This window comes from Natronocella acetinitrilica, assembly GCF_024170285.1.
GTDB classification, from domain to species: Bacteria; Pseudomonadota; Gammaproteobacteria; order Nitrococcales; family Aquisalimonadaceae; genus Natronocella; species Natronocella acetinitrilica.
Map to the genome: position 1 here is coordinate 70,981 of NZ_JALJXV010000001.1, position 20,108 is coordinate 91,088.

General features: G+C 64.9%; 21 protein-coding genes and 1 other RNA gene. 15 read left to right on the forward strand and 7 right to left on the reverse strand.

Features of this window, described 5'->3' with window-relative positions; all coding sequences use genetic code 11:
• Positions 1-12 precede the first annotated feature (12 nt).
• Both murU and J2T57_RS00360 read right to left on the reverse strand, forming a co-directional pair.
• A complete protein-coding gene (gene murU, locus J2T57_RS00355; RefSeq protein WP_253472574.1) occupies positions 13-687 on the reverse strand; it encodes an N-acetylmuramate alpha-1-phosphate uridylyltransferase MurU in 675 nt (224 codons plus the stop codon).
• Entirely contained in the window at positions 684-1,700 is a 1,017-nt protein-coding gene (locus J2T57_RS00360; protein ID WP_301289029.1) for an aminoglycoside phosphotransferase family protein, read from the reverse strand. Before J2T57_RS00360 ends, murU begins: the two co-directional genes overlap by 4 nt.
• A gap of 129 nt (positions 1,701-1,829) precedes the next feature.
• Between J2T57_RS00360 and J2T57_RS00365 the strand changes: the two genes are divergently transcribed.
• The 7 genes from J2T57_RS00365 to J2T57_RS00395 all read left to right on the forward strand — a co-directional run bounded on the left by J2T57_RS00365 (position 1,830) and on the right by J2T57_RS00395 (position 9,381).
• Positions 1,830-4,142 carry an LPS-assembly protein LptD gene (locus tag J2T57_RS00365; RefSeq protein ID WP_253472577.1) on the forward strand — a complete coding sequence of 771 codons (2,313 nt, stop codon included), beginning with the start codon at positions 1,830-1,832 and terminating at the stop codon, positions 4,140-4,142.
• Between the two features lie 2 nt (positions 4,143-4,144).
• Complete coding sequence (locus J2T57_RS00370) at positions 4,145-5,440, forward strand: peptidylprolyl isomerase (RefSeq protein ID WP_301289030.1); 1,296 nt, start codon at positions 4,145-4,147, stop codon at positions 5,438-5,440.
• A gap of 8 nt (positions 5,441-5,448) precedes the next feature.
• On the forward strand, positions 5,449-6,444 hold the full coding sequence (pdxA, locus tag J2T57_RS00375) for a 4-hydroxythreonine-4-phosphate dehydrogenase PdxA (RefSeq protein WP_253472580.1): 996 nt from the start codon (positions 5,449-5,451) through the stop codon (positions 6,442-6,444).
• Positions 6,441-7,232 (forward strand): 16S rRNA (adenine(1518)-N(6)/adenine(1519)-N(6))-dimethyltransferase RsmA, encoded by a 792-nt coding sequence (gene rsmA, locus J2T57_RS00380; protein ID WP_253472583.1) that lies wholly within the window; start codon positions 6,441-6,443, stop codon positions 7,230-7,232. The genes pdxA and rsmA overlap by 4 nt, the downstream gene beginning before the upstream one ends.
• A gap of 88 nt (positions 7,233-7,320) precedes the next feature.
• Complete coding sequence (locus tag J2T57_RS00385) at positions 7,321-7,761, forward strand: universal stress protein (RefSeq protein ID WP_253472586.1); 441 nt, start codon at positions 7,321-7,323, stop codon at positions 7,759-7,761.
• Positions 7,762-8,129: 368 nt separating this feature from the next.
• Positions 8,130-8,513, forward strand: a complete 384-nt coding sequence (gene apaG, locus J2T57_RS00390) for a Co2+/Mg2+ efflux facilitator ApaG/CorD (protein ID WP_253472589.1) — start codon at positions 8,130-8,132, stop codon at positions 8,511-8,513.
• Between the two features lie 34 nt (positions 8,514-8,547).
• On the forward strand, positions 8,548-9,381 hold the full coding sequence (locus tag J2T57_RS00395) for a symmetrical bis(5'-nucleosyl)-tetraphosphatase (RefSeq protein WP_253472592.1): 834 nt from the start codon (positions 8,548-8,550) through the stop codon (positions 9,379-9,381).
• Between the two features lie 26 nt (positions 9,382-9,407).
• Here the strand turns inward: J2T57_RS00395 and ampD are convergent, their stop codons facing one another.
• Positions 9,408-9,965, reverse strand: a complete 558-nt coding sequence (gene ampD, locus J2T57_RS00400; RefSeq protein ID WP_253472595.1) for a 1,6-anhydro-N-acetylmuramyl-L-alanine amidase AmpD — start codon at positions 9,963-9,965, stop codon at positions 9,408-9,410.
• A gap of 74 nt (positions 9,966-10,039) precedes the next feature.
• Here ampD and J2T57_RS00405 point away from each other — a divergent pair, with 74 nt between their 5' ends.
• Positions 10,040-11,581: a thioredoxin domain-containing protein gene (locus tag J2T57_RS00405; protein ID WP_253472597.1), complete on the forward strand. Its 1,542-nt coding sequence runs from the start codon at positions 10,040-10,042 to the stop codon at positions 11,579-11,581.
• A gap of 97 nt (positions 11,582-11,678) precedes the next feature.
• Positions 11,679-12,542: an HDOD domain-containing protein gene (locus J2T57_RS00410; protein WP_253472599.1), complete on the forward strand. Its 864-nt coding sequence runs from the start codon at positions 11,679-11,681 to the stop codon at positions 12,540-12,542.
• Here J2T57_RS00410 and J2T57_RS00415 read toward each other — a convergent pair.
• Genes J2T57_RS00415 through J2T57_RS00430 form a run of 4 tightly spaced genes read right to left on the reverse strand, consistent with a single transcriptional unit; the run spans position 12,539 to position 16,942 of the window.
• Positions 12,539-13,765: a UbiH/UbiF/VisC/COQ6 family ubiquinone biosynthesis hydroxylase gene (locus J2T57_RS00415; RefSeq protein ID WP_253472601.1), complete on the reverse strand. Its 1,227-nt coding sequence runs from the start codon at positions 13,763-13,765 to the stop codon at positions 12,539-12,541. The two genes, J2T57_RS00410 and J2T57_RS00415, sit on opposite strands and share 4 nt — an antisense overlap.
• The gene (gene ubiH / locus J2T57_RS00420) at positions 13,752-15,005 is read right to left on the reverse strand and encodes a 2-octaprenyl-6-methoxyphenyl hydroxylase (RefSeq protein ID WP_253472603.1); all 1,254 of its coding nucleotides are present in this window, start codon (positions 15,003-15,005) and stop codon (positions 13,752-13,754) included. Before ubiH ends, J2T57_RS00415 begins: the two co-directional genes overlap by 14 nt.
• Positions 15,006-15,012: 7 nt before the next feature.
• Positions 15,013-16,317 (reverse strand): aminopeptidase P N-terminal domain-containing protein, encoded by a 1,305-nt coding sequence (locus tag J2T57_RS00425; RefSeq protein ID WP_253472605.1) that lies wholly within the window; start codon positions 16,315-16,317, stop codon positions 15,013-15,015.
• Between the two features lie 37 nt (positions 16,318-16,354).
• The gene (locus J2T57_RS00430) at positions 16,355-16,942 is read right to left on the reverse strand and encodes a UPF0149 family protein (protein ID WP_253472607.1); all 588 of its coding nucleotides are present in this window, start codon (positions 16,940-16,942) and stop codon (positions 16,355-16,357) included.
• Positions 16,943-17,048: 106 nt separating this feature from the next.
• On the opposite strand from J2T57_RS00430, the gene J2T57_RS00435 reads away from it, so the two are divergent.
• From J2T57_RS00435 to J2T57_RS00460, 6 genes are all read left to right on the forward strand, one after another.
• On the forward strand, positions 17,049-17,276 hold the full coding sequence (locus J2T57_RS00435) for a TIGR02449 family protein (protein ID WP_253472609.1): 228 nt from the start codon (positions 17,049-17,051) through the stop codon (positions 17,274-17,276).
• A complete protein-coding gene (locus J2T57_RS00440; protein ID WP_253472611.1) occupies positions 17,276-17,584 on the forward strand; it encodes a cell division protein ZapA in 309 nt (102 codons plus the stop codon). The genes J2T57_RS00435 and J2T57_RS00440 overlap by 1 nt, the downstream gene beginning before the upstream one ends.
• Before the next feature lie 50 nt (positions 17,585-17,634).
• Positions 17,635-17,822: non-coding RNA, 6S RNA (gene ssrS, locus J2T57_RS00445), on the forward strand.
• Between the two features lie 42 nt (positions 17,823-17,864).
• Complete coding sequence (locus J2T57_RS00450; RefSeq protein WP_253472613.1) at positions 17,865-18,467, forward strand: 5-formyltetrahydrofolate cyclo-ligase; 603 nt, start codon at positions 17,865-17,867, stop codon at positions 18,465-18,467.
• Between the two features lie 31 nt (positions 18,468-18,498).
• Positions 18,499-18,957 (forward strand): EVE domain-containing protein, encoded by a 459-nt coding sequence (locus J2T57_RS00455; RefSeq protein ID WP_253472615.1) that lies wholly within the window; start codon positions 18,499-18,501, stop codon positions 18,955-18,957.
• Positions 18,958-19,027: 70 nt separating this feature from the next.
• Positions 19,028-20,083, forward strand: coding sequence for a glucosaminidase domain-containing protein (locus tag J2T57_RS00460; RefSeq protein WP_253472617.1), 1,056 nt, complete (start codon positions 19,028-19,030; stop codon positions 20,081-20,083).
• The last annotated feature ends 25 nt before the right edge of the window (positions 20,084-20,108 follow it).

Genomic DNA, 20,108 nt, shown 5'->3' on the forward strand with positions numbered 1-20,108 from the left:
CTCCTGCGATGGTCAGTCGCTTTGCTCCCGCAGAGTCTGGTCCAGTGCCTGCAACCGGGCCGGGGTGCCGATGTCTTCCCAGGCGCCCCGATGGTGGACACCGCCCACCAGCCCAGCATCTGCGGCCCGCCGCAGCAGCGGCGCCAGCGGGAAGAACCCGGGCTCGCACCCGGCGAACAGGGCCGGTGCAAACACGCCTACTCCACTGTAGGTCAGCCGGCGTCCGCCTGCATTCCCGACCCGGCCATCCGGGTACAGACCGAAGTCCCCCTCGGCGTTGTGGGCCGGATTCGCCACCAGCGCCAGGGTGGCGAGGTCACCCGGGGCAAGCTGCAGCGTGGTGAAGTCCATGTCCGTCCAGATATCGCCATTGACGACAAGGAAAGGTGCGTCACCCAGCAACGGCAGTGCCCGGTAAATACCTCCACCGGTCTCAAGACCGGTTTCCCCTTCCGGCGAGTAGCGGATGTGCAGGCCGAATTCACTGCCCTCTCCAAGCCGGGCCGGAATCTGTTGTCCCAGCCAGGCGTGGTTGATCACCACCTCGGTGAAACCCGCTTCGGCCAGCGCCTGCAGGTGCCAGACAATAAGCGGCTTGCCGCCGACTTCAAGCAACGGCTTGGGCGTTTGATCCGTCAGCGGCCGCATGCGTTTACCCCGCCCGGCGGCAAGGATCATCGCTTTCACGATGCGGTCTCCGGCCGCCTCCAGCGGGCCAGCAACTCACCCAGCGGCGCGAGCTCCGGTTCCCCGGCGATGGCCCAGTCCAAGTAAGCGAAGAAGCGCGGTGCGTCTTCCAAATAGCGTGGCTTGCCGTCGCGATGGCGAATGCGGGCAAAGATGCCGAGCACCTTCAGGTGGCGCTGTACCGCCATCCAGCGACAGCAGGACAGGAACTCCGCAGCATCTCCCGGAACCGGCACGCCGGCGGCCAAAGCCCGATGGTGGTAGGTCTCAAGCCAGCCCTCCACCCGTTCCGCAGGCCAACTGATGAAGGCGTCCATGAACAGGCAGACGGGGTCGTAACTCACCGGGCCGTACACAGCGTCCTGGAAGTCCAGTACCCCGGGCATCGGTTTGCTGACCATCAGGTTGCGCGGCATGTAGTCACGATGGACATACACCCGGGGCTGGGACAGGGCGTGCTCAACGAGCCGCGAGCAGACCTGCTCCAGCTGTGCGGCCTCCGCGGCATCGGGGGTGATCTCCAGGTGCTTCGCCAGATACCAGTCCGGAAACAGCGCCAGTTCCCGGCGCAACAGGGCTTCATCATAGGGCGGCAACTGATCCGGCCGGCTTGCCGCCTGCCAGTCCACGAGCGCGTCGATGGCCAGGGAATACAGCGCGTCGGCATTGCTCTCCGAGAGCACTTCCAGATAGGTGTGGCGACCCAGGTCCGACAGCAACAGAAAGCCCTGTTCGACATCGGCGGCGTGGATCACGGGGACATTGAGCCCGGCCTGCTGCATCAGTCCAGCGACGTGCATGAAGGGCTTTACGTCTTCATGGGCAGGTGGGGCATCCATGATGATGTAGGACACTCCCTGGTGCCGCAGCCTGAAATAATGGCGGAAGCTTGCATCCGATGAGGCCGGCTCGAGCACGTCTATGGCGGAATCCAGGCAGGATTCCACCCAGGCACGCAGGGCCGCTTCACGGGAGGGCGAAAGGCTCGCTTCCAGCTGCGGGGAATGGTTCAATGGCCACCTCCGGGGTTGATGTTTGCCGGCGCTACGCGCGCCATGGTCCGAGACACAAGTGTATCGCGCCTGGCCAGTCCGGAGCGGCCCCCGTCCATTCGCCAGCCTGACCACGGGGAAAGGAGTATCGTGTCTCGACCGGAGCGCCCCCTTGCGCCACGGCGGCTTGCCGGACCGCTGGCAGCCATGATGCTGACCTTCGGCCTGTCACCGGCGATGGCGGCTGAACCACCCCCGCGTGACGTCTGGCCCGCCATGCCCTCGCCCGGCGATCAATGGGCCGCCTGTCTGGACAGACCCGCCGTACCCACCATCAGGGCCGATCGCGCCGCACGCCGGGGCCCGGACGTCGCCACCCGCATCGACGCCGACCGCATGCGTTATGAAACCACCGAGGGACGCTATTCGTTCAGCGGCGACGTCTCGTTGGAACGGGCCGACCAGTGGCTGGGGGCGGACGAGGTGCTGTACCGGGAAATGGAAGACCGGGTGGATGCCCGCGGGTCGCTGCTCTACGGCGAGGAAGGCCTGCGCTTGTTCGCCGAGCAGGGCTACATGCTGCTCGGCGCAGGCAGCGGCAAACTGGACCGGGCACGCTATCTGGTGCCGGAAACACTGACCCAGGGCGAGACCGACCGCATCCGCCTCGATGAAGACGGGGTGGTTCACCTCTCCGGTGCCACCTACTCCACCTGCGAGCCCGGCAACGAACTCTGGCAACTGCGGGTCAGCCGGCTGCGACTGAACCGGGATACCGGCGTCGGCGAGGCCTGGGATGCACGCATGACCCTGTTCGGCACCCCGGTGGCCTACGTGCCCTACATGAACTTTCCCATCGACGAGCGCCGCAAGAGCGGTCTGCTGCCGCCCACGTTCCGCCAGTCCGAGCGCGTCGGCACGGACTTCGCCCTACCCTATTACTGGAATATCGCACCCAACTACGACGCCACCTTCACGCCCCGCTACATGAGCCAGCGCGGCTACATGATGGAGGGCGAGTTCCGCCATCTGCAGAGCTGGAATTCCGGCGAAGTACGCGGTGCCTACCTGCCAGACGACAATGAATTGGAACGCGATCGCTGGGCGTTGTCGGTCCAGCAACGGGCAAACCTGGCCCGGGGAGTCAGCGGCAGCCTGGACGTCAACCGGGTGAGCGACGAGGACTACTTTCGCGATTTCGGCAGCAGCTTCGACCAGTCCAGCACCACCCATCTGCGCAGCCGGGCCCAGCTCCGCCACCGCCAGGGTGACTGGACCAGCACCGCCCGCGCCGACTGGTTCCAGACCCTGTCACCGACCATCTCCGCCGGCAACCGGCCCTACGAGCGACTGCCACAGGTGGTGATGAGCTACACACCCTGGCGGGCCGACCTGGGCCCGGTGGCGCTGGATTACCGCCTGGACGCCGAGGCCGTGCGCTTCGACCATCCGGAACCCCGATTGCGCGACACGGGAACCCGGCTCGACATCACGCCACGGCTGGCATTGCCCTATGAACGCCAGGCCGGTTTCATCCGCCCCTCCGTGGCCCTGCGCCACACGCAGTACGATCTGGACCGGGTCGAAGGCGAGGAGGACGAAAACCTCAGCCGAACAACCCCCATCTCCAGTCTCGACGCCGGGATCTACCTGGAACGCCACTTCCAGGCGTTCAACAGGCCCCTGCGACAGACCCTGGAACCCCGGGCCTACTACCTTTACGTGCCCCGGCGGGATCAATCCGACTTTCCGCTGTTCGACACCACCGCGGCTCAGCCCACGCTGTTCCAGTTCTACTCGGAGAACCGCTTCATAGGCGCCGATCGCATGGGTGACGCGAATCAACTCACCACCGGGCTGACCAGCCGTTTTGTGGACAGGGCGACCGGAGCCGAGTACTTTCGCGTCGGCGTGGGGCAGATCCGCTATTTCGACGACCGAGAGGTGCAACTGCGGGCCTCCGACCCCATCGACGAGACCAACCGCTCGGATATCATCGGTGAGGCGCGGGCGCAGTTGCCGGCGGGCTTTTCGGTCGGCGGCGAGGTGGTCTGGGATCCTGATGCGGAAGAAACCCGCTTCACCAGCGCGCGCATCAACTACCAGCCACGTAACGATGCCGTGATCTCCACCGCCTACCGGGCACGCCGCGACAACGGCGAACTGACGCTGGAGCAGCGCGACATCGCCATGGTCTGGCCAGTGTTCCAGCGCTGGCACGTGTTCGGCGGCTGGCGCTATTCCATGCTCGAAGATCGAACACTGGAGGCGTTCGGCGGTCTAGAATATCGCGATTGTTGCTGGAGCCTGCGGCTCGTGAATCGCTACTATCGGGATGACATACTCGAGGAGCCGGAGCGCTCCGTCATGCTGCAGTTCGAATTCCGAGGTCTCGGCAGTGTCGGAGACCGTATCGAGGACTTCCTGCAGGACAGTATCTACGGCTATCAGGACATGAGGTAACCATGATCGGGGACAAGATCAGGCAGCTCGGCATCTGCGCGCTGGCAGCCTCCAGCATGACGCTGGCCACACTGGCCGGCGCAAGCCAGAGCCTCGACCGCATTGTTGGCATCGTCAACGATGACATCATTCTGGCATCGGAACTGGAGGCGGAAATCCAGTCCGTCCGACAGCAGTTCCAGGGCAGCAACGTACGCCTGCCCAGCGGTGCCGAACTGGAGCGGCAGGTCATGGATCGGCTGATCCTCAAGCGCCTGCAGCTGGCCTACGCACAGCGCGTCGGCATCACCGTCGATGAGGAAACCCTCAACGCCGCGGTCCGCCAGGTGGCAGCGCAGAACAACATGAACCTGCCCCAGTTCCAGCAGGCCCTGCAACGCCAGGGCATGTCCTTCGCGGCCTTCCGCGAGGATCTCCGCGAGGACATCCTGCTGTCACGCCTGCACCAGCGCGAGGTTGAGCGCCAGGTGGAAATCACGCAGCAGGAGATCGAGGAATTTCTCTCCAGCGAGGCGGCGTCCCAGGATCTCCAATACCGGGTCTCCCACATTCTGATATCCACGCCGGAAGCCGCGAGCCCCGAGCAACTGGATACCGCCCGGCAGCGGGCAGAGGAGATTGTCGCGGAACTTCGCGATGGCGCCGACTTCGCCGAAACCGCCGCACGCGTCTCAGACGGTCAGCGCGCCCTGGAAGGTGGCGATCTGGGCTGGCGCGCCGGCGGTGAGCTGCCCAGCGTGTTCCAGGACGATGTGCTCGGCCTCCAGCCCGGCGACATTGCCGGGCCGATTCGCAGCGGCAGCGGCTTCCACATCGTGCTGTTGCGTGATGTCCGCAGCGAGGACGCACAGCTGGTCCAGCAGACCCGGGCCCGCCACATCCTCATCCGCACCAGCGAGGTTGTCACCGACGAAGACGCGCGCCTGCGGCTGGAAAGCCTGCTGGACCGGATAGAAAACGGCGAGGACTTCAGCGCCCTCGCCCGGGTGCACTCGGACGACAGCGGTACCGCCTCTCGTGGTGGTGACCTGGACTGGGTCAGCCCCGGACAGTTGGTGCCCGCTTTCGAGCGCGTCATGGACAACCTGGGTGAGGGCGAGATCAGCCAACCCTTCGAAACCCAGTTCGGCTGGCATGTGGTAAAGGTCGAGGACCGCCGCGAGCGGGACAGCACCGAGGACTACCGTCGCATGCAGGCGGCACAGCAGATCCGCGAGCGCAAGAGCGACGAAGTCGTGGAGGGCTGGTTACGGCGGCTGCGTGATGAAGCCTACGTGGAAAACCGCCTGGCGGAATAGTGGAAACCATGGGCCAGTCAGCAGCGCCGCGCATCGCACTCACCCTGGGTGAGCCGGCGGGCATTGGCCCGGACCTCTGTCTGGCCATTGCACAGCAGCCATGGGAAGCCAGCCTGGTTGCCGTCGGCTGCGGTGAAACGCTCAGGGCCAGGGCCGTGGAACTGGATATGCCGTTGGAGTTGATCAGCGACGACGGCAACGCCGAACCCCATCGACCGGGAACGCTGCGCCTCGCAGACTGCCCGACGGCGGTGGCGGTTGCCGCCGGTCACCTCGACCAGCGCAACGCCCAGGCTGTGCTCGACATGCTGCGACAGGCCGGGCAGGGCTGCCTCGACGGGGTCTACGACGCCGTGGTCACCGGTCCGGTTCAAAAGAGCGTCATCAATGACGCAGGCATTCACTTCACTGGCCACACCGAGTTCTTCGCCGAACTCACCGGCGCGCCGCGGCCGGTGATGCTGCTGGCCGCTGACAACCTGCGGGTTGCCCTTGCCACCACGCATCTGCCCCTGAGAGAGGTCGCCGACGCCATCAACGAGCCGGGGCTCAGCGAGGTGTTGCGTATCCTGCATCGGGATCTACGCGCGCGCATGGGCCTGGAGACGCCCCGCATCCTGGTCTGTGGCCTCAACCCCCACGCCGGGGAGGGCGGGCACCTGGGCCGGGAAGAGCTCGATATCATCATCCCCTGCCTGGAGCGACTTCGCGCCGAAGGCCTGGACCTGGTGGGCCCGTTACCCGCCGATACACTGTTCACCCCACGCGTCCTTGAGGGCGCCGACGCGGTGCTGGCCATGTACCACGACCAGGGCCTTCCGGTTCTGAAACACGTGGGTTTCGGCCACGCCGTGAATATCACCCTGGGGCTGCCCATCATCCGCACCTCGGTGGACCACGGCACGGCCCTCGATCTGGCCGGCACGGGTCGGGCGGATGCCGGCAGCCTGGTGGCCGCTCTGCACAGCGCCATTGCCATGGTGCATGCAAGCCGCTCGCAATGAACGACTTCGCCGGCCATCGGGCCCGCAAACGCTTCGGACAGAATTTTCTCCACGACCGTGGCGTCATCCAGCGAATCATCGCCGCCGTACAGCCCCGCCCCGGCGATCACCTGGTGGAGATCGGACCTGGCCAGGGGGCGCTCACCCTGCCCCTGCTTGATGCCGCCGGAAGCCTCGAGGCTGTGGAGATGGACCGTGACCTGGTACCGCGCCTGCAAGCACGCTGCGCCGGACATGGCGAGCTCGTCCTTCATCAGGGCGACGCCCTGCGCTTCGACTTCCGTCAGTGCCACGGCGGGGCAGGTCGCCTAAGGCTGATCGGCAACCTGCCCTACAATATTTCCACGCCGCTGCTCTTCCACCTGCTCAAACAGGCCGACCTGGTGCTGGACATGCACTTCATGCTGCAGCGAGAGGTAGTGGAACGCATGGCCGCCCAGCCAGGCAGCAAAACCTACGGTCGTCTGTCGGTGATGATCCAGTACGCCTGCGAGGTTGAAGCCCTGTTCCGGGTGCCGCCCGGCGCCTTCAACCCCGCACCCAAGGTAGAATCGGCCATTGTCCGGCTCACGCCGAAGTCGCCTGATCTGCCTGCATGCGACCAGCAACGCCTCGCCACCGTGGTTGCCGCCGCCTTCGGACAGCGGCGCAAGACACTGCGCCGTGCCCTTGCAGGCGTGATCGACGCCGGGTTGATCAGCACCGCCGGCATCGATCCCGGGGCCCGCGCTGAACAGCTCACCGTGGGGCAGTTTGTCCGGCTGGCCAACGCATCCTCCCCGCCCTGACGCAACGGACTTCCGCCGAAACTGTCGATACGTATACTGGGCAGAGAGCCGCTCGGTTGACGGCGCATGAGCCTGGAGGACGAACTGCATGGAACAAGCCCCCAAGTACACACGCATCATGCTGTGCGTGGATTTCAGCGAAGATGCCGATCGCGTTTGCGCCCGCGCTGCGGACATTTCAAGGCGTCATGATGCGCCGCTGCACCTGCTGCATGTGGTGGAGCATGTGCCAGTAGACGCGGTGGGGGAGTTTCTTGGGCCGCCACAGGTGGACGTCCACGAGGGCATGCTGCGCAGCGCCGAGGATCGCCTGAAGCGCACTGCCGCACGCATGGGGTTTCCCGATGCCGACCGTACCGTCACCGCAGGCTACACCCGACAGGAAATCGTCAATCACGCCGAAGCACTGGGCTGCGACCTGATCGTGGTGGGTAGTCACGGCCGGCATGGGCTGGCGCTGCTGCTGGGGTCCACAGCCAGCGCGGTGCTGCAAGGTGCACGCTGCGACGTGCTCGCAGTGCGCATCTAGAGAATTCCCTGTCTACCTGCCCGGCCCTACAGCAGGGTCAGGAGCACAGCCACGGCGACGCCGACGGCGAGCAGGAGCACCGGATCAGGCCGGGGATAACGTCGTTGTTTGTAGTCCATGGTCCAGTTTTATAAGGCATTGACCGCCCGGAGACTGTGTCAACGGTCTCATTTATCAACGGACGTCCGTCGCATCCCGCTGATTATCTGTCTGTTTCATGTCCGAAAACGGCTCTCGGGACCGGATCGCCAAGGGCCGACTTTCCCGCACTGCACCACTGCCGTTACACTGCTCATGCTGGAGACGGCGCCCTGCAACCGGCGCCACTCACCGAATCGACACGTTCAGCACAGGAAGACCCGCGACCGATGACCGACTCGTCTCGCTACAGCATCCGCGTTGAGGTGGAACCCGCCTATCTGGACCAGGAGTCCGCTCCCCAGGAGGATCGTTACGTATTCAGCTATACGGTGACCATTCAAAATCTGGGCGAGATGGCGGCAAAACTGGTGCGTCGGCACTGGATCATCACGGATGCCAATGGCGAGCGGCGGGAAGTCAGTGGCGAAGGCGTTGTCGGCGAACAACCCCTGCTCGGCCCGGGGGATCAGTTCCGCTATACCAGCGGTGCCATGCTCAATACGCCGGTGGGCAGCATGGAAGGCAGTTATGAACTGATCGCCGATGACGGCACCACCTTTACCGCCGCCATTCCGGCTTTCACGCTGGCCATGCCCAGAACGCTGCATTGATGCGAGACCTCGCCCACCACTGCCGGAGTTGATCGTGGCGACCTACTGCATTGGCGACATCCAGGGCTGTCATCCGCAGTTCCTCGAACTGCTGGAACGGCTTGATTTCCGTCCGGGGCGGGATCGCCTGTGGCTGACCGGCGACCTGGTGAATCGCGGTCCGCAGTCCCTGGAAGTCCTGCGCTACGTAAAGGCAATGGGCGATCACGTGGTGACCGTGCTCGGCAACCATGACCTGCACCTGCTCGCTATCTGGGCCGGCGCCTCCGGGCTCAAGAGTTCGGACACTGTGGCGGACGTACTCCAGGCACCTGACCGAGACGAGCTGATGAACTGGCTTCGGCGCCAACCGCTCATGCATGAAGATCCCACACTTGGCTATGTCATGACCCATGCCGGTATCGCCCCGCCGTGGACGCTGGACGTTGCCCGGGCCTGCGCCCGGGAGGCCGAAGAGGTACTACGGGGAGACGAGTTCAACCTGTTCATGGCAGAAATCTACGGCAATGATCCGGCACAGTGGGATCCCGCCCTCAGGGGCTGGGATCGGCAGCGTTACATCATCAACGCACTGACCCGCATGCGTTACTGCGCACCGGACGGGAGCCTGCTGCTGGATTTCAAGGGCGAACCCGGCAGCCAGCCCCCGGACTACCTGCCCTGGTTTCATGTCCCCCATCGGCACCCGCTGCCCACCGGCACCCGCCTGGTAACCGGCCATTGGTCCACCCTCGGCTTCTATGACCAGCCGGACGTGATCTCCATTGATACCGGTTGTCTCTGGGGCGGTGAGCTCACCGCGATTCAACTGGATGCCGACGCCCGCCGCACCACCGTGAAATGTCCCGTAGCCATGAAGCCGGCCTGATCCGCCAGCCCCCCGGCCAGGACGATTCAAGCCCCAAGCTGGTGCAATGAACGACGATAACGCTCCCAATTGAAGCTCGGACCCGGGTCAGTCTTTCTATCCGGAGCAATATCGCTGTGTCCCACGATCCGCGCAGGCGTAATCGCCGGATAGGCCCTGGTGAGCACCCGTGTCAGGCTTGCGAGGCGCCGGTACTGGCGCACGGTGTAGGGGGTTTGTTCATCCCCCTCGAGCTCGATGCCGATGGAATAGTCATTGCATCGCTCCCTGCCTTCCCAGACAGACACACCGGCATGCCAGGCACGCCGATGCAGGGCCACATACTGGGTCAGGCTGCCATCGCGACGGAGCAGCAGATGGCTGGAGACACGCAGGCCGCGCAACCCCTCGAAATAGGGGTGGGCGTCGCAATCGAGGGTATTCGTGAACAGGGCATCGATCCATGGCCCCCCGTATCGTTCAGGCGGCAGGCTGATGCAGTGGATGACGAGCAGATCAATGCTGGTTCCCGGCGGCCGTTCATCGGCATTAGGCGACGCCAGCCGCCGGACCGACGTCAGCCAACCGTCCGCTTCGAGTTGCATGCTGGGCGGTAATCCATTGGTTCGCGAGACATGTCCACATGGTAGCATCCCGTCATGACACCAAAGGAGCCGGCATGAGCAAGGAAGCCCCGCTGTCGTCCATGCCCATCGAGCAGGCCCGGGCCGACATCGCAGCGGCCTTCGATGGCCACCTCGGCGGCTTCAGCGATCCACCCAAGTATCCCCAGGCGTCAACACTGGACTTCCTGCTGGCGCGCTACGGCCGCCACGGTGACCGCCAGGCCCTGCACATGGCATGCACGACACTGCGACGCATGGCCCTGGGGGGTATCAATGACCAGATCGGCGGTGGCTTTGCACGCTATTCGGTGGATCCCTGGTGGATGGTCCCCCACTTCGAGAAGACGCTGAGCGACAACGCCCTGCTGCTCGGCCTGTACGCCGACGCCTACCAGGCCACCGGCGACGACTTCTATGCCCGCATTGCCCGGGAGACCGCCGAGTGGCTGTTACGGGAGATGCGGGACGACCAGGGCAGCTTCTACTCGACACTGGCAGCCGAGTCCGATGGCGGTGAGGGCCGCTACTATACCTGGACGCCAGACGAGGCAAGGCGTGTGCTCAACGCGGCGGAGTACCGGCTGATCGAACGGCGCTTCGGGCTGGATGACGATCCGAATGTCGGTGATCGCTGGCACTTCCACGTTTATGCCTCGGTGTCGGAACTGAGCAAGCGTCTGCGCGAGCCCCGCGACCTGGTGCTTGAAAGACTGCGGCGTGCTCGCCACAAACTGTATACGGCGCGGTTGCGACGACCCCGACCCAGCCTGGATCAGACGGTACGGACGAGCTGGAACGCGCTCGCGGTCAGGACGCTTGCCAGAGCTGGCCGCATACTGGAAGAGCAGCACTGGATCGACGCGGCTGAAGGCGCGTGGCAGGCCCTGCACGACACCGTGTGCAGGGCGGATCGCGTGTGCAGCGAGCGTCGGGGTGAGGATATCGCCAAAAACGGGTTCCTCGAAGACACGGCGTTCATGCTGACGGCGACACTGGAGTTGCTGCAGAGTCGCTGGTCAGACGAGGCCCTGCAACTGGCCCAGCGCCTTGCTGATGACCTTGTCGATGACTTCCAGGGCGAAGACGGCACGCTGCTGGCTACCGACGCCGGCGGCGAGGCTCCCGTGAAGGACTACGCCACCGCTCTGGCGGACAATGGCATGCCCACGGCGACCTCCGCGGCAGTTTCCGGGCTTCGCCGGCTCGGCTGCCTGCTGAGTGAGCCGCGTTACCTCAATGCCGCCGACCGGGCGTTGCGCGCCGCCTGGGACATCCTCGAGGAGCAGCCTGGCGCCTGCCCCTCGCTGGCGCAGGCGCTGGACGAACATCTGCATGCGCCCCGGCAGGTTGTGCTTCGCGGCGAACCTGCGGATACCAGCGCCTGGCGACGTGCCCTTGAACGCTACTACCAGCCAGGGCTTGCCACCTACAGCCTGCCGCCCGGTGCGGGCGCGGACACCACGGCCCTGGCCGACAAACAGCGCGATGGCGACGGCTGCCGCGCCTGGGTGTTCCGCAGCAGCCATCATGGACCGCCACTGGATTCACTGGACGCATTGCTCGACACTGTCTACCACCGGGGGGGTCAAGCGTGAACCAGTTCACAACGCGGCAAGCGAACGTGACATCAAGCGTGACGGCCTGACACACGCCGGGGCTATACTCGAATAGTTTTCAATAACTGGATCCGCGATGACGCCCGACAGCCTCGCCAAGGACGTGACCAAGCTTGCCGCATTGCCGGCGGTCTATTATCGCGTCTCGCAAATGCTGGATGACCCCGGTTCGACGACGGCGGACGTGGCGCAGGTGGTGGCCCAGGATCCGGCGCTGACAGGGCGGTTGCTGTCCGTGGTCAATACTGCCTACTACGGATTCCCCTCCCGAATCACCAACATCCCCATGGCGGTCACCATCCTCGGAGCCCGTGGGCTGCGCGACCTGTTGCTGACCGTGTCGGTGTCCAGCGCGCTACGTCACCTGGACACCGACGTGCTCGACCTGGAAGGCTACTGGCACCACAGCATTCGCTGCGGGCTCATGGCACGGGGGCTCGGCAACCACATCGGCTATCGCGATCCGGAAAGCCTGTTCATTGCCGGGCTGTTGCACGACCTGGGCAAACTGGCGATCTACCATCGCCTGCAGGAAGAAAGTCGCCAGATTCTGCAACGCTGCGCAGAGGGTGAGCGCCCCCTTTACCGGCTGGAGCGTGAGGCATTGGGCTTCGATCACTGCCAGGTGGGCGATGCATTGCTGCGACACTGGCGTCTGCCGGACCTCTACCGCGAGGCAGCAGCCTTTCACCATACACCGGATAGTGCGGCTCGCTATCCGCTGGAGGTCAGCGTCATTCACGTCGCCGACGCGCTGACCGACAAGGCAGAGCCAGGCCATGTGCTGCCGCGCCAGGCAGAGACCGGGCTACCCCGCCTGCACCCCTTCGCCCGGGCGCATATCATGGTGGACATGCGCCTTGCGGAACAGCTTCAACTCGAAGCCGACCTGCAGGCCATCGAAATGCAGGAAATCCTGTTCGGTTCGGTCTCGCCCTAGCATTCTGCAGAGACAGGCTCCCGCATCAATGCCGGCAGTTCTCCTCGCAGGCCCATGGCGTGGCGCATGAAGTACGCCTTCGCCGGGGGGCAACGATCCGTCAACTGGAACCCAAGATTGCGCGCTCGCCGACGGATGGGGTCGTCATTGGCAAACAGCCAGTGAAAACCGTCCATCGCAAACTGCATGCGCCGATTGTCTCCACGACGCCAGCGTTCATAACGCCGCAGCACACTGGCGCGACCCGGATCCCGCCTACCGGCACCAGCCACACCCCGACAAACGGTCTCCGCCAGGGCGGCAGCATCCAGCAGCCCCAGGTTCACACCCTGCCCGGCCAGCGGATGGATCACATGGGCGGCGTCACCCACCAATGCGATGCGCTCGCCGATGTAGCGTTGCGCCAGGCGGGACTGTAGTGGAAACGCCAATCGCGGCGTCACCGACAGCACCGCGCCGAGCACCCGCTCAATGCCATCCGCCAGCGCCTCGGCAAAGGCCGCATCGCCCATGGCAAGCAGGGCGCGGGCGGTGCCGTCGTCCGCCGACCAGACCAGGGACGTGCGCCCGTCCGCCAGGGGCAACAGGGCCAGCGGGCCGCTGGCGAGAAAGCGCTGCCGGGCAATGCCGCCGTGGCCCTGTTCGGTGGTCACCGTCGCGACGATACCCTGCTGACCGTAGGCATGCTCCCGGACCTCGATACCGGCCTGCTCCCGCACGGCGGACCGTCCGCCGTCGGCGGCCACCAGCAGACGACTGACCAGCCGGCGGCCGTCGGACAGGCGCACACGCAGGCCGTCGGCTTCGCGCGTCCAGCCCGCAATCGCCGCCCCTGCCAGCATTTCCACATCGTCACGTAGTTGGAGTTGTTCCAGCAGCGCCGTCTGCAACAGGCTGTTCTCGATAATCCAGCCCAGGCGCGGCTCGCCAATATCCGCTGCCCGGAAGCGCACGGCACCATCGTCATCCCAGGTGTGGATCGCCTCGAAGGGTGATGCCCGTCGTGCTTGAATGAAGTCCCAGGCGCCGAGGCGCACCAATAGTCGCCAACTGGCAATGGTGATCGAGGACACCCGTTCATCCATGACGTCCTGCTGCCACCTGGCGCCCCCCCTGGGTTCGACCACGGCGATACGCAGCCCATGGTCAGCCAGGGCCAGTGCGGTTGCCGCGCCGACCATGCCGCCACCGGCAATACAGACATCGAAATCAGGACGTGCCATCGTCCACCATCATCTGCAGGGGCAGGCCCCGGGAGAGTCGCGGCAAGCGCGCGCGGCGGCCCATGGCCTGGTGGGCGAACTCCCGGCGCAGCGTCGGCAACAGGTCCATGGCCAACAGGCCCAGGTTGCGGCCCAGGGCCAGGAACGGGTTGGCGTTGGAAAACAGGCGAACCAGCCCATCGGTCAGCGCCACCACTCTGCCCTCGTCGGCCTGCCTGGCGCGCTCGTAGTCGTGCAGGACGCCGGCCGCACCGGGATCACCACCAGCACAGGCGACGGCGTGAAGACGTTCAGCCAATTCCGCCACGTCCCGCAGAGCCAGGTTGAAGCCCTGACCGGCCACTGGGTGCAACGTGCGGGCCGCATTGCCAACAAACAGCACCCGCCCGGCGACCCGGCGGGGCATGCGCAGCAACTGCAATGGGTAGGCCTGACGCCGACCCAGCCTGACAAAGGCACCGAGGCGATAGCCGAAGGCCTGCTGCAACTGCGCAAGGCACGCATCGTCATCCAGCGCCATCACGGCATCTGCACGCTCGGTGTTCATGGTCCACACCAGCGCGCAGCGGCCACCGGTCTGGGGCAACACGGCGAGCGGACCTTCCCGGGTGAACCGTTCGTAGGCCCAGCCACCGTGATCCCGGGCCGGCGCGACATTGGCAACGATGCCGGACTGCCCGTAATCGCGCTCCGTGAGGGCAAGGCCCAGTCGCTTGCGTAACCGGGAGCGGCTGCCATCGGCGGCAATCACCAGCCGGGCATGAATGCGCTCGGGAACCGCGTCTCCATCGAGCCCTACGCGTACACCGGCGTCACTCTGCTCAACCTCCGTGACCCTCGCCGGGGCATACAAGTGCAGGTTGGCCTGGGTTTCCAGCCCTGCAGCCAGGGCACGCCCCAGAACCCGATTGGGAGCCACATGGCCCAGGGTCTCCAGGCCCTCGTCGCTTGCCCGCAGCCTGGTGACGCCGAAACGCCCCTGATCGGACACGTGAATGCCACGGATCGGCGCAGCTTCCGGCGCAATCTCCGACCAACGCCCCAGGGCCTGGAACAGGCGCCTGCTGGTAGGGGCAAGAGCCGTGCTGCGATCGTCAAAGCTGGGTTGACCGGGGTCGGCCGGTGGCACAGCCTCTGCCAAGGCGATGCGCAGCGGGCTACCGGCAAGGGCGCGAGCCAGGCTCGCGCCCACCAGGCCGCCGCCGACGATCAATACGTCCACTTCAGGCATGGTCTGCATGGAAGGCTCAGTGCCGCATCAGGTTTTCAATGTCGTCCATGGTCTTGGGCGCGGCGGCGCTGAGCACCAGATGGCCGTCGCGGGTCACCGCCACGTCATCCTCGATACGAATGCCGATGTTGTGCCAGCGGGAGTCCACCTCGGGAATGCTGTCGCTGATGTAGAGCCCCGGCTCGATGGTCAGCACCATGCCAGGCTCGAGCTCCCGCCATTCCCCGCCGAGCTTGTAGTCGCCGACGTCATGGACGTCCATGCCCAGCCAGTGGCCGGTGCGGTGCATGTAGAACGGCCGATAGGCTTCGCTCTCGATGAGCCCGTCGAGTTCCCCCTCGAGCAGACCGAGATCCTTCAGGCCCTGGGTCAACACCCGCACGGCGACTTCGTGGGCGCGATTCCAGTGCGCCCCGGGAGCCACTGCGGCGATGGCCTGCAACTGCGCCTCGAGGACGACCTCGTAGACGGCGCGCTGCTCGCCGCTGAAACGCCCGTTGACCGGAAAGGTGCGGGTAATGTCCGACGCATAGCAATCCAGTTCGCAGCCCGCGTCGATGAGCAACAACTCGCCGTCGTTCAGCACCGCATTATTGTTGATGTAATGCAGCACGCAGCCATTGCGGCCACCGCCGACGATGGGCAGATAGGCGTGTTCGCCGTTGTGGCGGCGGAAGATGGCCTGAAACTCCGCCTCGACTTCGAACTCATGCATGCCCGGTCGGGTGACTTCCATGGCCCGTCGATGAGCAGCAGCGGCAACCGTGGCCGCCTCCTGCATCAACTCGATCTCCGCCGCGCTCTTGATCAGGCGCATTTCGTGGAGATGATGCTCCACCGCAACGAACTCGCCGGGGGCGCGGGCACCGGCCCGGGCCCGACCGCGAATCTGGTTGACCCAGCCGAACAGGGCGTGATCGAACTCCGGGTCGACACCGAGCACGCAATAGAGCTTTTCCTTGCCCTCCAGCAGGCCGGGGAGGATCTCGTCGATATCGTCGATTGGAAAGGCATCGTCAGCGCCATGGTCCCGCACGGCACCGTCCTGTCCAGCGCGTGGCCCATCCCAGATCTCCCGGTCCGGGTCGCGTTCACGACAGAACAGGATGAACTCCCCCTGGGGTCGCCCGGGCACCAGTACCAGTACCGCCTCGGGCTCGGAGAAACCCGTCAGGTAGTGGAAGTCGCTGTCCTGTCGAAAGCGATAGTGCACATCACGATTGCGAATACGCTCCGGCGCGGCGGCCAGCACCGCGGCGCTGCCTTCGCCCATCAGGCTCATGAGTTCCTGACGGCGTCGGCTGAATTCCTGCTGCTGCATGTGTCCTCCAGATTCGTGTAACGATGGAGCCCGGGGCTCAATGAAGCCGCTGCCCGCCTGGCGCGCCCGGCACATCGACTGGCTTCGCGCGGGTCACCGGCTGCAGATTTTCGCGGATCATCAGCGCCGACACCCGCACGAATTCGACCAGTTCGGAGTATGCCGCTTCGTCGCTGCCGTCGGCGGCCTCGGCATCCACCCGGGCGATCTCGGCAAGCCCGGCAACCGCCTCTTCCACATCGCCGCCGCTGGGCAGGGCTTTGGCCTCGGAGCCACTTCCCAAACCGAACAGGAAGCCACTGCACCAGCCGCCCAGCGCCGCCGCCCGCTCGTGCAGCGGTGTAGCGTCACCCGGCAGCAACAGGTCGAACGACAGATTGGAGTCATCCAGACCACGGCGAGTTTCATCGTAGGTCGATGCCAGTCTTTCGAGTACGCGGCGGGCCTCCTCACCGCGGGGCTCTGTACCGTCCAGCACCTGCGCCATCCAGCCGGCGGCGTCCGCCTGACCCGCCGCCGCAAACAGGCCGCAGAGTATGCCGTGGGCCTCGGCAGCATCCATCGGAGAACCGACAGCGGACAGCGCGGCCTGAACATCGTCGTAGTCAATGGGCGTGTTCTGCATGCCTCGCTCCGCAGCGCTTGTGCTCACGTATGAAACAGGGGCCAAAACGGCTATCCTAGCATCGTTGCACCGCGTGACGGGTCATCCGCGGGCGTGGGGGTCAGGCATGACAGACGAAGCCACAACACATATCAGGGAAGAGCTCCGGCGACTCGAGGACCGCATCGAGGTGCTGGTGCAGCGCTGTCGTCGTCTTGACGAAGAGAACCGGGTGCTGCGCCAATCCCAGGAATCCCTGAACGCTGAGCGAGCCGGCCTGCTTGAGAAAAACGAGGTCGCCCGCTCCCGTATCGAGGCAATGATCAGCCGCTTGAAGGCGATGGAGCAGCATTGATGAAGGCGTCCACCGAACCCGTCAAGGTCATGATTCTCGATAAGGAGTACCTGATCGCCTGCCCGGAAGACGAGCGTGAAGGGCTGCTGCGGGCTGCGGGATTCCTGAATCGTCGCATGAAGGAGATCCGTGACTCAGGCAAGGTCGTGGGCGCGGACCGTATCGCGGTCATGGCCGCACTCAACATCTCCCACGAGATGCTGCAACTTGAATCCCGACACGACGGCGTACTCGCGCTGGTAGAAGATCGCGTCCGGACCATGGATCAACGGCTGGCTGCCGCGCTGAACGGCACAGTCGAAGGCTGAGCCGCGCCGCTTGCAGTTACCGCCACAAACCCCCACCATAGCTCGTGAGGCATCCCCTGCGGCGTTCGAGAGCGGGCATTGCAATCCTTGACCCTCAACGATATCGCCCGGGGAACTGATGTGGCCATGTCTGGTGCGCATGTCCGCCACGAGCGGAAAGCCTAAAGCATGGCTCATCGTCCCCACCTGAACCGTCGGGTTCAAGGGGCGAGCTCCGCACGGCGCAGGCGGGGGGTGCCCACCTCTTTCGTACAGCGTGACCATGGCAAGCCATTCCGATTTGCGTAGCCGATTGCGGCGCGCCATGCGCCAGCGACGCCGGGCGCTGTCACCCCGTGAACAGCGGCTCGCCGCAGCGCGTCTGGCAAAGCTGGTAAGCCGATCCCGCAGCTTCTTGCGAGCTCGCCATATCGCCGCCTACCTTGCCAACGACGGCGAACTCGATCCCGCCGAACTGGTCGCCATGGCCTGGCGTCTTGGCAAGCGGGTCTACCTGCCAGTACTGCGCCGCGACCGTAGCCTGCGGTTTGCGCTTTATCGTCCCGGCACCATCCTGCGGCGGAATCCTCTGGGCATTCCGGAACCCGTCAACACGCGGCTGCTGCCGCCATCCCGCATGGACTGCGTGTTCATGCCTCTGGTGGCCTTCGACACACAGGGTAATCGACTGGGTATGGGTGGCGGCTTCTACGACCGGACCTTCGCTTTCCTGCATCGGCGCCATCGCTGGGGACGCCCCTTGCTCATCGGGCTGGCCCACGGCTGCCAGCAAAGCCCCGAGGTGCCGGCGGAGTCGTGGGACGTCGCGATGGCAGCCATTGCCACGGATCGCGGATTCGTCGCCACCGGGCAGACAACTGAGCAAACACGCAGGATAGTGTAAAATCTCGGCCTTTTGGCAGGCGGAGAGATTCATGCAGTACTGGCTGATGAAGTCCGAACCCGACGAATTCAGTATCGACGATCTGCAGGGCCGCCCCAAGCAGACCGAACACTGGGACGGGGTGCGCAATTACCAGGCACGCAACATGATGCGTGACGAGATGCGCGTTGGCGATCAGGTATTCTTCTATCACTCCAACACCAAGGTGCCGGGAATCGTGGGCATCGCCGAGGTGTCGCGGGAAGGCTACCCGGACCACACCGCCTTCGATCCCAACGACCCCCATTACGACCCCAAGAGCGATCCGGACGCACCGCGCTGGTTCATGGTGGATCTTCGCTACGTGCGCCACCTGAAGCGCACCATTCCCTTGCCGGAGTTGAAGGCGGACCCGGCCCTCGAGGGCATGGCACTGGTTCGCCGCGGTAATCGTCTGTCGGTGATGCCCGTCACCGAGGAGCAATGGCGTCACATCCTGACGCTGGAGTAGCCCGACGACAGGCAGGCCGCTGCACGCCCCGCGGCGCTTCGAGCGGCACCGGAGCCAAAGAGGTTCGACTATGAGCAACGTGGACAACGCAACGACGCACCGGAGCTGGGCGCGCCATACGCTGGTACTTGGCGGTGCACTCGTGCTGATGAGTGTCGCGCTCTGGTTCGGCTGGCTGAGTCTGGCCTCCCATCAGCTGAGTGTGGGCGCCCAGATGCTGCGGGAGGATGAAACCGAACTACCAGACGACATTCCGCCCTTGCCCTCGGAGTTGACCTACGGAGAGCGGGCTGACCTGCTGCCAAGCATGATCGAACTTCCGGCGGCGTCGGCAGATGAAATCGAGCGCATCTTCGACGCACTTGAATTCGCCTGGCCGCCCGAGGGTCCTGTGCCGGCAGTGGCGATCATGACTTTCCCGCAAGCCATGGATGAGCTGGAGGTGGAGCGCCGCAAGGCCCTGTTCTTCCGCAGCCTGCTACCCATGATCATGGCCGAGAACCAGCGCATGCTGGAAACCCGGCAGCGTGTGGAGGAGATGCTCGCTCAAGGCATGATCGCCGAGGAATCGTCCGACTACCGCGCCCTGGCCACCCTGGGGCAGCGGTTTCGCGTCGACGGTGACCCCAACGACGACGCTTTTCGCGAGTCTCTGCTACGCCGTATCGATGCCGTGCCGGTGGACATGGCCCTGGCTCAGGCCGCCAACGAAAGCGGCTGGGGAACCTCACGGTTTACCCGCGAGGCAAACAATCTGTTCGGCGTGTGGACCTGGCAGCCGGACCAGGGCCTGGTACCAGAGCAGCGAGCCGAGGGGGCGACCCATCGGGTGCGCATCTTCCCCAACCTGCAGGCTTCAGTGCGCAACTACGTCTACACCATCAACGTGGGCGATGCCTATCACGAATTTCGCCTGATGCGGGCGCAGGCACGCGGTGCCGACGCTGTCCCGCGTGGCGAGCAACTGGCCACCACGCTGACCAATTATTCCGAGCGAGGCGAGGACTACGTCGCGGAAATCCAATCGATGATTCGTTACAACAGTCTCAACGATCTGGATGAAACGCTGGAATTATGGCCGGCAGACAATACGGTCATCCTCCAAACCGAGAGCGATGGCATGTAGCCAAAAGCCAACAGTTCCAGTATTT

What these genes read in the sequence shown, in the direction of transcription:
- J2T57_RS00370 (WP_301289030.1), top strand. Translation starts at nt 4,145, where the DNA reads ATGATCGGGGACAAGATCAGGCAGCTCGGCATCTGCGCGCTGGCAGCC.
- pdxA (WP_253472580.1), top strand. Translation starts at nt 5,449, where the DNA reads ATGGGCCAGTCAGCAGCGCCGCGCATCGCACTCACCCTGGGTGAGCCG.
- rsmA (WP_253472583.1), top strand. Translation starts at nt 6,441, where the DNA reads ATGAACGACTTCGCCGGCCATCGGGCCCGCAAACGCTTCGGACAGAAT.
- J2T57_RS00385 (WP_253472586.1), top strand. Translation starts at nt 7,321, where the DNA reads ATGGAACAAGCCCCCAAGTACACACGCATCATGCTGTGCGTGGATTTC.
- apaG (WP_253472589.1), top strand. Translation starts at nt 8,130, where the DNA reads ATGACCGACTCGTCTCGCTACAGCATCCGCGTTGAGGTGGAACCCGCC.
- ampD (WP_253472595.1), bottom strand. Translation starts at nt 9,965, where the DNA reads ATGCAACTCGAAGCGGACGGTTGGCTGACGTCGGTCCGGCGGCTGGCG.
- J2T57_RS00405 (WP_253472597.1), top strand. Translation starts at nt 10,040, where the DNA reads ATGAGCAAGGAAGCCCCGCTGTCGTCCATGCCCATCGAGCAGGCCCGG.
- J2T57_RS00410 (WP_253472599.1), top strand. Translation starts at nt 11,679, where the DNA reads ATGACGCCCGACAGCCTCGCCAAGGACGTGACCAAGCTTGCCGCATTG.
- J2T57_RS00415 (WP_253472601.1), bottom strand. Translation starts at nt 13,765, where the DNA reads ATGGCACGTCCTGATTTCGATGTCTGTATTGCCGGTGGCGGCATGGTC.
- ubiH (WP_253472603.1), bottom strand. Translation starts at nt 15,005, where the DNA reads ATGCAGACCATGCCTGAAGTGGACGTATTGATCGTCGGCGGCGGCCTG.
- J2T57_RS00425 (WP_253472605.1), bottom strand. Translation starts at nt 16,317, where the DNA reads ATGCAGCAGCAGGAATTCAGCCGACGCCGTCAGGAACTCATGAGCCTG.
- J2T57_RS00430 (WP_253472607.1), bottom strand. Translation starts at nt 16,942, where the DNA reads ATGCAGAACACGCCCATTGACTACGACGATGTTCAGGCCGCGCTGTCC.
- J2T57_RS00435 (WP_253472609.1), top strand. Translation starts at nt 17,049, where the DNA reads ATGACAGACGAAGCCACAACACATATCAGGGAAGAGCTCCGGCGACTC.
- J2T57_RS00440 (WP_253472611.1), top strand. Translation starts at nt 17,276, where the DNA reads ATGAAGGCGTCCACCGAACCCGTCAAGGTCATGATTCTCGATAAGGAG.
- J2T57_RS00455 (WP_253472615.1), top strand. Translation starts at nt 18,499, where the DNA reads ATGCAGTACTGGCTGATGAAGTCCGAACCCGACGAATTCAGTATCGAC.
- J2T57_RS00460 (WP_253472617.1), top strand. Translation starts at nt 19,028, where the DNA reads ATGAGCAACGTGGACAACGCAACGACGCACCGGAGCTGGGCGCGCCAT.